Origin of the sequence: Mameliella sp. CS4 (assembly GCF_019392335.1) — a bacterium.
In the GTDB taxonomy this organism is placed as follows: Bacteria; Pseudomonadota; Alphaproteobacteria; order Rhodobacterales; family Rhodobacteraceae; genus Antarctobacter.
This window is the reverse complement of record NZ_JAHXRQ010000001.1, coordinates 145,137-157,521: the sequence shown is the minus strand read 5'-3', so window position 1 is coordinate 157,521 and position 12,385 is coordinate 145,137. Positions and strand designations below refer to the sequence as shown.

Below are 12,385 nucleotides of genomic sequence, written 5' to 3'. Positions count from 1 at the left end.
ATCAGGCGTCCGGTCACTCCCCCCCGGACAGTTGAAAGAACACCGTCGCCAGCGGCGGAACGGTGATTTCGATCGAATAGGCGCAGCCATGTGCCGAGTCCGCCGTTGCGGTCACGCCGCCCGGGTTGCCCTGGCCGCTGCCGCCATAAAGCGGCGCATCGGTGTTCAGGCGCTCGTCCCAGTGGCCCGAAAGCGGCACACCGATCCGGTAGCCATGCCGCGTGACGGGCGTGAAGTTCGACACCATCAGCACCGGTGCCTCTCCCTCTTCGCCCATGCGAACCCAGGAGAAGATCGACTCTGCCGCGTTACCGCCGTCGATCCAGCGAAAGCCCTCTGCCTTGCTATCAAGCTGATAGAGCGCGGGCGTGCCCCGGTAGAGCGTGTTGAGATCGCGGACCAGCCGCTGCATGCCCTTGTGGGACTCCTGCTCCAACAGGTGCCAGTCGAGGCTGCGGCTGTGGTTCCATTCCTCCCACTGGCCGAATTCCCCGCCCATGAACATCAGCTTCTTGCCCGGGTGGCCGTACATGAAGCCGAAATAGGCGCGCAGGTTCGCGAATTTCTGCCAGTCGTCGCCCGGCATCCGCGACAGCAAAGACCCCTTGCCATGCACTACCTCGTCATGGCTGAGCGGCAGCACGAAGTTCTCCGAAAAGGCATAATGCAGCCCGAAGGTCATCTTGTCGTGGTGGTATTTGCGGTTGATCGGGTCCTCGCCCATGTACCGCAGGGTGTCGTTCATCCACCCCATGTTCCACTTGAAGCCGAAGCCCAGCCCGCCGGTATCTGTGGGCGCGCTGACGCCAGGAAAGGCGGTGGATTCCTCGGCCACGGTCATGATGTCCGGGTGCGCGGCATAGACCTGTTCGTTCATGCGCCGCAGAAAGTCGATCGCCTCCAGATTTTCGCGCCCGCCGTGTTTGTTGGGGACCCATTCCCCGTCCTTGCGGGAATAATCGCGGTAGAGCATCGAGGCCACGGCATCGACGCGCAGCCCGTCGATGTGGAACTCTTCCAGCCAGTAACGGGCGTTGGCGATCAGGAAATTGGACACCTCGGTGCGGCCATAGTTGTAGACCAGCGTGTTCCAGTCCGGGTGATAGCCTTCCTTGGGGTCGGAATGCTCATAGAGGGCCGACCCGTCGAACCGCGCCAGCCCGTGACTGTCGGTGGGGAAATGGCCCGGCACCCAGTCGATGAGCAGGCCCAGTCCCGCGCCATGCACGGCCTCGACCAGGGCGCGGAAATCCTCTGGCGTGCCAAAGCGCGACGTGGGGGCGTAAAGGCCCACGGGCTGATAGCCCCAGGACCCGCCGAAAGGGTATTCGGAAATCGGCGTCAGCTCGATATGTGTGAACCCCATGTCGGCGGCGTAGCGCACCAGTTCCTCGGCAAGTTCGCGGTAATTCAGTGGGCGGTCGCCGTCCTCGGGCACGCGGCGCCAGCTTTCCAGGTGGACCTCGTAGATCGAAATCGGCTGGTCGATGCGATGCTTCTGCCAGCGCGTCGCCATCCAGCCGTTGTCCATCCACCAATGCTGGCCCAGGTCGCGCACGACAGAGGCGGTATTGGGCGGCAGTTCGGACCCGAAGCCCACCGGGTCGGCCTTGAGCGGCAGGAGCATCCCGTTGGCGTCCAGCAACTCGAACTTGTAAATCGCGCCCTCGGTCACGCCGGGGACGAAGATTTCCCAAATGCCAGTCGGGCCGCGGCGGCGCATGATGTGGCGGCGTCCGTCCCATTCGTTGAAGGCCCCAACCACCGACACGCGCGAGGCATTGGGCGCCCAGACGGCGAAATGCACGCCCCATGTCCCGGCGTAAGAGGTCAGATGCGCGCCCAGAGCGCGCCAGAGCTGGCCATGAGTGCCTTCGCCCAGCAGGTATTCGTCAACCTCGCCCAGCACGGTGCCAAAGGCATAGGCGTCTTCTTCTTCCCAGCTGTCGTTGCCGCGCGACAGGCGCAGGCGATAGTCATAGCGCCCGGCGATTCCCGGCAGGATGCCATCGTACAGCCCAGGCGCGCCCTCGACCGGGTCCAGCACCGCCAGCAACATGCCGCTGTCACGGGCCAGGACCTCGACCCGGTCCACGTTTGGATGGAAGACGCGCACGCACTGGCTGCCATCGGGAAGGGTGTGCTGACCCAGGACCGAGAACGGGTCGCCGTGGCGCCCTTCGACGATATCTCTTGCGGTGCGTTGGTCGAGAGGGGCTGTCATGCGCTTTGCTCCAGTTGGCCGTCAATGGCGCTATGCACGTTCCAGATGTCACGCGCATAACCCCTGATCGTTCTGTCGGAGGAAAACCAGCCGACGCTGGCGGTGTTGCTCAGCGCCATTGCCGCCCAGGTCGCCTGGTGTTTGAAGGCCTCGTCGGCGCGGCGCTGGGTGTCGAAGTAGCTGTCGAAATCGCAGGACACCAGGAAATGGTCGTGGTCCCAGAGGTTGCCGACCAGCCCGTGATACCGTCCCGGCTCCTGCGGCGAGAACCGGCCTTCGGCGATCTGGGCCAGCACCTTTTGCATCCGCGGGCTTTGTTCGATGGCGGCGCGGGCATAGCCGTGGTGGCTGCGGCGTTCGATCACTTCCTCGGCGGTCAGGCCGAAGAGAAAGAAATTCTCCGCCCCCACGTGCTCGCGGATTTCCACGTTGGCGCCGTCCAGGGTGCCGATGGTCAGCGCGCCGTTCAGGGCGAATTTCATGTTGCCGGTGCCGCTGGCCTCTTTGCCGGCGGTCGAGATCTGCTCAGACAGGTCCGCCGCCGGGATCAGCAGCTCGGCCATCGTCACGTTGTAGTTGGGCGGATAGACGATCTTCAGCAGATCCTTTGTCAGCGGATCATTGTTCACCACCGCCGCCACGTCGTTGATCAGGCGGATGATCTCCTTGGCGACGTGATACCCCGGCGCCGCCTTGCCGCCAAAGATCTTGACCCGGGGCGTCCAGTCGGCGTTCGGATTGGCATGCATCTCGTTCCAGAGCGCGATGGTTTCGAGGATGTTCATCAACTGGCGCTTGTATTCGTGGATGCGCTTGATCTGGACGTCGAACATCGCGTCCGGGTTGATGGCGAGGCCGCAGTGATCCTGCACCCAATTTGACAGACGCTCCTTGTTGGTGCGCTTGGCCGCCATGAAGGCGCGCAGGAACTCCGGGTCGCCGGTGCGCGCCCGCAGCGCGCCCAGTTGTTCCAGGTCCGCGGCCCAGCCTTCGCCGATTTCGCCGCTGATGAGCGCGCTCAGCGCCGGGTTGCAGCCGTGCAGCCAGCGGCGCGGCGTGATGCCGTTGGTCTGGTTGACGATGCGGGTGGGATGGATGCGGTGCAGGTCGGCAAAGACGGTGGATTTCACCAGGTCCGTGTGCAGCGCCGAGACGCCGTTGACCTTGTGCGCCATGATGAAGGCCAGCTCGCCCATGTTGACGTTGCCGTGGTCCAGGATGCGCGGGCTGCCGGGGTATTGCGCCTGTTGTCCGGATTCGATGGCGCGGATGATCTCCAGGTGCCGGGGCAGCACGCGCCCCAGCAGCCATTCGGGCCAGCGTTCCAGCGCCTCGGGCAAGAGCGTGTGGTTGGTGTAGCCCAGGCATTGCCGCGCGAGGTCGATGGCCTCTGTCATCTCCAGCCCATGTTCGTCGGCCAGGATGCGCACCAGCTCCGGCCCGGCAATGGCCGGGTGGGTGTCGTTGAGCTGGATCGCGGCGGCCTGGGGCAGCTGGCGGATGTCGTCGTGATCGGTGAAAAACCGGCGCAGCAGGTCCTTGATCGAGGCGGCGGTAAAGAAATACTCCTGCTTCAGGCGCAGTTCCTTGCCGCTTTCGGTGGTGTCATCCGGGTAGAGCACGCGGCAGATCGTGCGCGCCAGCGCCTCGGACCGGCTGGCGGCGAGGTAGTCGCCCCGGTTGAAGCTGGCGAGGTCGAATTCCTTTTGCGGCCGTGCCGACCACAGGCGCAGCGTGTTGCCCCAGCGGCCCTGCCAGCCGACGACAGGCGTATCAAAGGCGGTGGCGATCACCGTTTCATGCGGGTCCCATTGCGCCTTGCCCTCATGGTGGTGGACATGACCGCCGAACCCGACCTTGTAGTTGACCTCGGGGCGTTCGAATTCCCAGGCGTGGCGCTGTTGCAGCCAGGTTTCGGGCTTTTCGATCTGCTGGCCCTCGACGAAATCCTGTTCGAACAGCCCGTGTTCATAACGGATGCCATAGCCCATCGCGGGAATGCCGAGCGTGGCGAGACTGTCCATGAAGCAGGCCGCCAGACGCCCCAGCCCGCCATTGCCCAGGGCCGCGTCCGGTTCATCCTTGACCAGGAGGTCATAGTCCTGGCCCAGCTCTGCCACGGCGGCGCGGGCTTCTTCGACGAGGCCCAGGTTGGCGGCCACGTCCTCGACCAGGCGACCGATCAGGAATTCCATCGACAGGTAATAGACGCGCTTGGCGTGCCGGTCGTAGCTGGTCTTGGTGCTCTGGAACCAGGAGTCCATCATCCGGTCCCGCAAGGCCAGCGACAGCGCCATGCGCCAGTCGTAGATCGCGGCATGCCCGGCGTCCTTGCCAAGCGAGTAACGCAGATGCGCGAGGATGTCGTCTTTCATAGGATCGGTCCTGTCCTTCGGGCGGCGGTGCGCGCGCCACTTACCCGTGCCACGCCTGTTATCGCTAACGACAGTTTCCCGACATTGGCCAGACCCGACAGGGGGCAGCGTGAACCCGCGAACGCCCTGTTGCAAGCAGGTCCCAGTAAAGGGGCCGCCCCCGGCCTGTTTCGGGGGCGGCGATGCCGGGTTTATGCCGCGGCCTTGGGCACAAGCTGCTGTTCCTCGACCGGGGGCGGTTCCATCGCACCGGTCATGATGGCCACCGCTTCGGACATCGAGATCTTGGCCGGGTCGACCACCGCGTGCCGTTTGCCCAGCCGGTGGATGTGGACGCGGTCCGCCACCTCGAAGACATGCGGCATGTTGTGAGAGATCAGGATGATCGGAATACCCTTGGAACGCACGTCCTGGATCAGTTCCAGAACCCGGCGGCTTTCCTTGACCCCCAAGGCGGCGGTGGGCTCATCCATGATGATGAACTTCTTGGCGAAGGCCGCGGCGCGGGCCACGGCCACCCCCTGGCGCTGACCACCCGAGAGGGTCTCGACCGCCTGGTTGATGCTCTGCACCGTCATCAGGCCCAGTTCCGTCAGCTTGTCGCGGGCGAATTTCTCCATCGCCTTCTTGTCGAGCTGGCGAAAGACGCTGCCCATAACGCCGGGTTTGCGCAACTCGCGCCCGGCGAACATGTTGTCGGCGATCGACAGGGCGGGCGAGAGGGCGAGTTGCTGGTAGACAATTTCGATCCCCATTTCCCGCGCCTGCAGCGGCGAGGTGAAATGCACCGGTTTGCCTTCGATCTTGATCTCGCCCTCATCGGCCTGGACGGCGCCGCAGATCGCCTTGACGATCGAGGACTTGCCGGCGCCGTTGTCGCCGATCACCGCCAGCACTTCGCCGGGGTAAAGATCGAAGTCGGAGTGGTTGATCGCGGTGACGTGGCCATAACGCTTCACGATTCCGCGGCCTTGAACGATGGGTTCGATGGTCATTATGTCGAAACCTTTCTGATCCACTGGTCGACAGAGACGGCGGCGATGATCAGCACACCGATAAGCAGGTAGGTCCATTGTGCATCCGCGCCGAGCAGGCGCAGGCCCAGGGTAAAGACCCCCACGATGAGCGCCCCGAAGAGCGAGCCGAGCACCGAGCCGCGTCCGCCGAAGAGAGAGATGCCCCCGATCACCACGGCGGTGATGGATTCGATATTGGCAAGCTGGCCGGACGTGGGGGACACCGATCCGATCCGCCCGATCAGGGCCCAGCCCGCAAAGGCGCAGATCAGGCCGGAGAGCGCGTAGACCGAAACCAGGACCTTGTTGGCTTCCATGCCCGAAAGCTCGGCGGCTTCCTTGTCATCGCCGACGGCATAGACGTGTCTGCCCCAGGCGGTCTGTGTCAGCGCATAGGTCAGCACGGCGAAGAGCAGCAACATGAAGATGATGCCATAGGTCAGGCGGGCGCTGCCGATCTGGATCACGCTGCCGAAGAACTGCAGGATCGGGGCCTTCTCCGAGATCTCCTGCGAGCGGATGGTCTCGTTCGCGGAATAGAGGAAGTTGGCGGCCAGCACGATTTGCCACATGCCCAGCGTCACGATGAAGGGCGGCAGTTTCATCCGCGTGACCAGCAGCCCGTTGATGGCGCCGATGCCGGTGCCGACGGCCAGGCCGCAGACCACCGCGATTCCCGGGGGAATGCCGTAGCGAAAGGTGAACTGGCCCATGACGACCGAGCTCATGACCATGATGGCGCCGACGCTGAGGTCGATCCCCGCGGTCAGGATGACCAGCGATTGCGCGGCGGCCACGATACCGACGATCTGAACCTGTTGCAGGATCAGGGTCAGGGCGAAGGGGGAAAAGAACTTCGATCCCAACAGTACGCCGAAGACGACGATGGAGAGGACCAGCACGATCAGCGGAACAAGGGCGGGGTTCGTGTGCAAGCCATGCTGAAGCTTGTAGACAAACCCCTCACGCTTTTCGAACTCGGCCACTTGATGGGTGGCTGCGGACAACGACGACTCGTAGTCCTGCCCTTTCGAGGCAGACTCTGACATGGGGGTCCTCCCGTCTATGTGGGTGCGTTCTGATGCGCGTTTTCAACCAGCCTAGTCGATCGGGTGGCAACGCGTCCATTGGCAAGGGGGCGGGCGTCGCCCCCTTGTTCTTGTTTCACGGGTTGGGGATCAGCCCCAGCAGAGGTCCAGGCCTTCCTTGACCGAGATCGAGTCGACGCCTTCGACGGGCTCGTCCGTGACCAGGGCCACGCCGGTGTCGAAGAAGTCCTTGCCCTCGGTCGGCTCGGGCTTCACGCCTTCGTCGGCCCATTTCTTGATGGCCTCGATGCCCAGGCTGGCCATCAGCAGCGGGTACTGCTGCGAGGTGGCGCCGATCACGCCGTCCGCAATGTTCTGAACGCCGGGGCAGCCGCCGTCGACCGAGACGATCAGCACGTCATTCTCGCGCCCGATGGCCTTGAGCGCCTCGTAGGCACCGGCGGCGGCGGGTTCGTTGATGGTGTAGACCACGTTGATGAAGGGGTCCTGCGCCAGCAGGTTTTCCATCGCGCGGCGGCCGCCTTCCTCGTTGCCCTGCGTCACGTCGTTGCCGACGATGCGCGAGTCGTCCTCATCCCCCCATTTGCTGGGGTCGCCCAGGTCGATACCGAACCCCTGCAGGAAGCCTTGGTCGCGCAGGACGCCAACTGTCGGCTGCGACACGGCGAGGTCCAGCATGCCGATCTTGGCGTCGGCTGCGTCGTCGCCCAGCTTGGCTGCGGCCCACTTGCCGATCAGCTCACCGGCCAGGAAGTTGTCTGTCGCAAAGGTGGCATCCGCGGCGTCGGTCGGGCTCAGCGGTGTGTCCAGCGCGATGACCAGGATGCCCGCGTCACGCGCCTGTTGCACGGCGGGAACGATGGACGAGGTGTCCGAGGCGGTCAGCAGGATGCCTTTGGCGCCATCGGCGATGCAGGTCTCGATGGCCTGGACCTGGGTTTCATGGTCGCCGTCGATCTTGCCGGCAAAGGTCTTGAGGTCGATGCCAAGCTCTTCGGCCTTGGCGGAGGCACCTTCCTTCATCTTGACGAAGAAGGGGTTGGTGTCGGTCTTGGTGATCAGGCAGGCGCTGATCGAGTGGCTGGCGGCGCTAGCCCCGCTGGCCAGAGCGGCGGCGGTCAGGGCAATGGCCGTGCCAGTCAGAAGCTTTTTCATGGTATCCTCCCAGAGTGTCTCTCGACGTATCGCGGGGCTCCTCGCGTGGTGATCCAAGCCCGAGGGCAGGGATCGCCGGCCCCATGACCTCTAGAAAGCCGATTCGGACCGAGTCTGTCAACATTAATAAATCCACTTTATTTATTATTGACAGATGGCCGTCCAGCGTGGAGTCTTTCAGGCAGCCACTACTGGCCGGAAAACGAGAACAGATCCGATGAAACTGGACAGCACCAAGGGAGAGGGAGAGGCGGCGATGCCCGCCGATGGCGTGCGCGGCTCTAACCAGAGCGGGGTGCGGGCCCATAACGAACGCCTTGTCCTGTCGCTTGTCCGCCAGTTCGGCCCGCTGGCCAAGGCCGAGATCGCCCGGCGCACGGGTCTTTCGGCCCAGACCGTGTCCGTCATCATGCGGGCCCTCGAAAAAGAGGGGCTGCTGGAAAAGGGAGAGCCGGTGCGCGGCAAGGTCGGCCAGCCCTCGGTGCCGATGGGCCTGGCGCAAAGCGGTGCCTTTTTCCTGGGGCTGAAGGTCGGTCGCCGGTCGCTGGACCTGATCCTGACCGACTTCCACGGTCACGTCGAAGGCCGGGTGCACCTGTCGCATCGTTATCCGACGCCTGAAAGCGTGGTGACCTTTGCCAACACCGCCATTGCCCAACTGCTGGATCAGCTGACGCCGGAAAACCGCAAGAAAGTGTCCGGGCTGGGAATCGCGACGCCCTTCCGCCTCTGGGACTGGGCGCGCCCACTGGGCCTGACCAGTTCCGAAATGGAGGCCTGGCGCGAGCGCGATATCGCCGCCGAGATCGCCGACACCTGGGACTTCCCGGTCTACCTGCGCAATGACGGCTCTGCCGCCTGCGGCGCAGAGCTGGTCTTTGGCGACCAGAGCAAGCCGCGCGATTTCCTGTATTTCTTTGTCGGCTTCTTCGTCGGCGGCGGGCTGGTGATCGACAACACGGTGTTTACCGGGCGCAGCGGCAACGCGGCGGCCCTCGCCTCTATCCCCATCGGAATCAAGGGTGCGAAGGTCCGGCAACTGGTCGACGTGGCCTCGATCCACACGCTGGAGCAGATGGTGATCGAGGAAGGGGGCGACAGTCGCCTGATCTGGGACAATCCGACCGAATGGAACCTGCCGGGCAACGTGCTGTCCACCTGGGTGCAAAAGGCCGCCGATGGGCTGGCCTATGCCACCCTGTCGGCCTCTTGCCTGATTGATTTCGAATGCGTGGTGATCGACGGCTGGCTGCCCGATTCCGTCCGTACCGCCCTGGTCGACCATACCCGCCGGCGACTGAACGAGATTCGCGTCGCGGGAATCGAGGTGCCAGACCTGCGTGAAGGCAGCATCGGCCGCGACGCGCGCGCGCTGGGCGCCGCGAGTCTGCCCCTGTCAGACAAGTTCCTTGTCGATCGGAACGCGTTTCTTAAAGGTTAGGCGCGCTCCCCGGGAGTGCCAATCGTCAAGGTCGATCCCTCTGGCGGATGATCCGGCTTGATCGCCAGGGCGCAACACTGGCCAGAACCTGAACGGAATTCGCTATGATTTCCATATCTTGGGAAATGGTGCCAGGAGAGGACTCGCGAAAATGTGGCAATCGTTTGAAATCAGATAGTTAATCGCCGTGTGGTTTTACGATCTACCCCAGTGCGTACCCCAGGGACTGAAACAAATTGTGAGGTTCGAGTGCCGAACCCCGGCTTTGAGGGCGAGCGTCGCCGCAGGCGGCGCGAGGTTCACCTGCGAGAGCAGGTGAAGTCACGGTCGCAGAACAGGTGTTTTCGGTCAACTATGTTATGGGATGTTCAGGAGTATAGGTCAGTTGTATTGACATAATATGAAATTTATGATATAAAATAATGGGTTAATTCAAAAATAGTCCTTTGCTGCCCAGTGCGCCCGATCGTCGGACGTACTGATCAAACAAAGGACTATTCAGATGCAAACAATCGATCTCATAGAAGACTACCCGATGGACCGCTTTGAAAGACTTTGGGAGGAGAATGCAGAACGTATTCTGGGCAAAGGTCTCGATGGTGCGAGAAGCAAGTTTTCCAAATGTCCCGAGGCTTTCGAACTACTTTGCCGGGCCGACGAACTGAACAATGAAAACTCATCTCCGGTCGTGTTCCTGGTATTCCTCGACGGGTTGTCGAAGAAGAAGCGCAAGCAAGTTCGTGATACATGGAGATCTGTCGGCGCAGCGAATTACACAGTTCCAGAATTCTACAGCTACATCATCATCGCCGCTTTTGACAAGTTCTTCTTTTCTGAAATCTATATGAGAGAAGTTGGGAAGACCTTATCTGATGAGATAAAGATGATGTGAGGCAACTCTCTCGGAGAACACACCCCTGGCCAACGGCCCGGGGTGCTTTTTTGTCTTCAACCTCTCGGTCAAAGATGAACAAAGAGTAGGGAGAGATCGGAAGCTGAGGCCGATCGACTCCGTCGCATCGAGCGCCGCCCCCGGCGGCGCGAGGTTCACCTGCGATAGCAGGTGAAGTCACGGTCGCAGAGCAGGTGACTTCGGTCAACTATGTTCCGGCATGTTCAGCTACGTTTCCACATACATGACCCCCATACGGGTTGGGGGTGTCGTATGGGGGTCAAAGGCGGTCAAATTCCGACCATCAGGGTCATTCGCATTTCTTGAAAACGGGGTTTGCCGAGGTGCCGAGATCGAACCCGCGAGTGAGGGGCGGCGAGCGAAGGGGTGAAACCCCGTTCGCCCTCACGCGGCCTCGAGCCCCGTAGCGGCAAACCCCGTTTTCAAATCCCAAGTAGGGGTATTTTCGCCGATCTGGCGACTCCGTGCCAGACCCGCTCAGTTGCACCAGGTGCAGCTCAACCGCCCTACCGACCTGGGCCACTGATTCATACAATGGGTCGATGACACCCGACCCGTTCCTCACACGTCACCTCGAACTCTGCCAGCGCAGCTTAGAAGACATGCTGCGTGACGGTTCTTGGCCGTGGCTGGATTCGCCAAATTCTGAGGATCTGGTAGAGTCCGAGGATAACAACCGCGATGTATGAAGCCGTGTTATGGATACATCCGAGTGTCCTCCCAGAAGCAAGGCGACGGGGTGTCACTCGAAGCCCAGAAAGATGCCATCACGGAATTTGCGAGTCGCGAGAACCTCGCCATCATCAAGTGGTTTGAAGAAAAGGAAACCGCCGCCAAGGCAGGCCGCACCGTGTTCAGCCAGATGATGAAGGAGCTGAAGCGCGGCGGTGCGGCGGGTCTCATCATTCACCGGATTGACCGCTCCGCCCGGAACTTCCGGGACTGGGGTGCCATCGGCGAGCTGTCCGACGCCGGGATCGACGTGCACTTCGCCACCGAAAGCCTTGATTTCCGGTCTCGTGGTGGCCGCCTGGTTGCTGACATTCAGATGGCGGTCGCCGCCGACTACTGCCGCAATCTTTCTATCGAGGCGCGCAAGGGTATCAACGGACGCCTGAAGCAGGGTTTCTATCCGTTCTATGCGCCGATTGGCTACCTGAACCAGGGTGGTGGGCAGGTGAAGAGTCTGGACCCGGTGCGGGCGCCGCTTATCAAGCAGCTCTTCGAGCTCTACCTCACCGGCGAGCATTCGATCAGATCGTTGCACCAGGAAATGGTCGCCCGGGGTCTCACGAACCGTGGCGGCAAATCGATCTCCCGCCGCACGGTCGAGAACATCCTCCAGAACCGCTTCTACTGCGGCCTGACGCAGAACGGACGTACTGGTGAGATCTTCCAGGGCAAGCACGAACCGCTGATCTCGGTGGCGGACTTTGAGCACGTCGAGGCGATCAAGCAGGGCCGGTACACCAAGAAGAAGACCAAACATGATCACTTGCTGCGGAAGCTCTTTGCCTGTGCCTCCTGCAGCACCGTGCTGACGCCAGAGCGGCAGAAAGGTCACGTCTATTACCGGTGCCATACCGCCGGGTGTGTTGGGAAGACGGTGCGCGAGGATCAGCTGGAGATGGCTATCGTTGGACAGCTGACCCAGCTGCAGTTTGCCGAGAAGGACATCGAGAAGCTACGTCGTCAGTATGAAACGTGGAATGTGCCCGAGAAGCTACAAGACGAGCGAAAGCACCTGGAGTTGCAACTGGCGGACGTGACGGACCGCCAAGCCAGGCTGACCGACTTCCTGCTGGATGGCACGCTTGATCGCGATGCCTTCACGGCCAAGAAGCGGGCGCTCCAAGTCGACATCGCGCGACTGGAAGAGGAGCTGCGAAACTTGGACAACAAGGCGCTGTCGACGGCTGACGTCGAGAAATTCTTCGAACTCATGAAAAGCCTTGCGGGGCTTTATATTACGGCAAAACCACCGATCAAACGGGGGATCGTTGAAAACTGCTTTTCGAACCGGACGTGGACCGGGAAAAACGTTGAACTAAAGCCGTCTGATCGTCTGGTGCGGGCAAAAACTGACGTGCTTGCCCCATGTGGCGGGGGCACCCGAGACACTTTTCGAACTTTCATCCAACTCTTTGACAGCTGCGACAATTGCAAAACTCTAGCTGGCCAAGAAAATGTCTGGTAATGTTGGGTAAAGAAT

Annotated in this window: 8 protein-coding genes; 3 read left to right on the top strand and 5 right to left on the bottom strand. The window is 61.9% G+C overall.

The features are described from left to right. Positions 1 to 13 precede the first annotated feature (13 nt). From glgB to KZZ07_RS00770, 5 genes are all read right to left on the bottom strand, one after another. Positions 14 to 2,224, bottom strand: coding sequence for a 1,4-alpha-glucan branching protein GlgB (gene glgB, locus KZZ07_RS00790; protein ID WP_219510515.1), 2,211 nt, complete (start codon positions 2,222 to 2,224; stop codon positions 14 to 16). Then, positions 2,221 to 4,599, bottom strand: coding sequence for a glycogen/starch/alpha-glucan phosphorylase (locus tag KZZ07_RS00785; RefSeq protein WP_219510497.1), 2,379 nt, complete (start codon positions 4,597 to 4,599; stop codon positions 2,221 to 2,223). The genes glgB and KZZ07_RS00785 overlap by 4 nt, the downstream gene beginning before the upstream one ends. A gap of 191 nt (positions 4,600 to 4,790) precedes the next feature. Beyond that, positions 4,791 to 5,594 carry an ATP-binding cassette domain-containing protein gene (locus tag KZZ07_RS00780; protein WP_219510494.1) on the bottom strand — a complete coding sequence of 268 codons (804 nt, stop codon included), beginning with the start codon at positions 5,592 to 5,594 and terminating at the stop codon, positions 4,791 to 4,793. After that, entirely contained in the window at positions 5,594 to 6,664 is a 1,071-nt protein-coding gene (locus KZZ07_RS00775) for an ABC transporter permease (protein WP_219510484.1), read from the bottom strand. The genes KZZ07_RS00780 and KZZ07_RS00775 overlap by 1 nt, the downstream gene beginning before the upstream one ends. Positions 6,665 to 6,793: 129 nt before the next feature. Further along, on the bottom strand, positions 6,794 to 7,819 hold the full coding sequence (locus KZZ07_RS00770) for a sugar ABC transporter substrate-binding protein (protein WP_219510482.1): 1,026 nt from the start codon (positions 7,817 to 7,819) through the stop codon (positions 6,794 to 6,796). A 217-nt stretch (positions 7,820 to 8,036) separates the two neighbouring features. On the opposite strand from KZZ07_RS00770, the gene KZZ07_RS00765 reads away from it, so the two are divergent. The 3 genes from KZZ07_RS00765 (at position 8,037) to KZZ07_RS00755 (ending at position 12,370) form a co-directional block, all read left to right on the top strand. Then, a complete protein-coding gene (locus tag KZZ07_RS00765) occupies positions 8,037 to 9,260 on the top strand; it encodes an ROK family transcriptional regulator (protein WP_255564087.1) in 1,224 nt (407 codons plus the stop codon). Between the two features lie 502 nt (positions 9,261 to 9,762). Continuing rightward, the gene (locus KZZ07_RS00760) at positions 9,763 to 10,152 is read left to right on the top strand and encodes a hypothetical protein (protein ID WP_219510480.1); all 390 of its coding nucleotides are present in this window, start codon (positions 9,763 to 9,765) and stop codon (positions 10,150 to 10,152) included. Positions 10,153 to 10,858: 706 nt separating this feature from the next. Further along, complete coding sequence (locus KZZ07_RS00755; protein ID WP_255564086.1) at positions 10,859 to 12,370, top strand: recombinase family protein; 1,512 nt, start codon at positions 10,859 to 10,861, stop codon at positions 12,368 to 12,370. The last annotated feature ends 15 nt before the right edge of the window (positions 12,371 to 12,385 follow it).

What these genes read in the sequence shown, in the direction of transcription:
- glgB (WP_219510515.1), bottom strand. Translation starts at nt 2,224, where the DNA reads ATGACAGCCCCTCTCGACCAACGCACCGCAAGAGATATCGTCGAAGGG.
- KZZ07_RS00785 (WP_219510497.1), bottom strand. Translation starts at nt 4,599, where the DNA reads ATGAAAGACGACATCCTCGCGCATCTGCGTTACTCGCTTGGCAAGGAC.
- KZZ07_RS00780 (WP_219510494.1), bottom strand. Translation starts at nt 5,594, where the DNA reads ATGACCATCGAACCCATCGTTCAAGGCCGCGGAATCGTGAAGCGTTAT.
- KZZ07_RS00775 (WP_219510484.1), bottom strand. Translation starts at nt 6,664, where the DNA reads ATGTCAGAGTCTGCCTCGAAAGGGCAGGACTACGAGTCGTCGTTGTCC.
- KZZ07_RS00770 (WP_219510482.1), bottom strand. Translation starts at nt 7,819, where the DNA reads ATGAAAAAGCTTCTGACTGGCACGGCCATTGCCCTGACCGCCGCCGCT.
- KZZ07_RS00765 (WP_255564087.1), top strand. Translation starts at nt 8,037, where the DNA reads ATGAAACTGGACAGCACCAAGGGAGAGGGAGAGGCGGCGATGCCCGCC.
- KZZ07_RS00760 (WP_219510480.1), top strand. Translation starts at nt 9,763, where the DNA reads ATGCAAACAATCGATCTCATAGAAGACTACCCGATGGACCGCTTTGAA.
- KZZ07_RS00755 (WP_255564086.1), top strand. Translation starts at nt 10,859, where the DNA reads ATGAAGCCGTGTTATGGATACATCCGAGTGTCCTCCCAGAAGCAAGGC.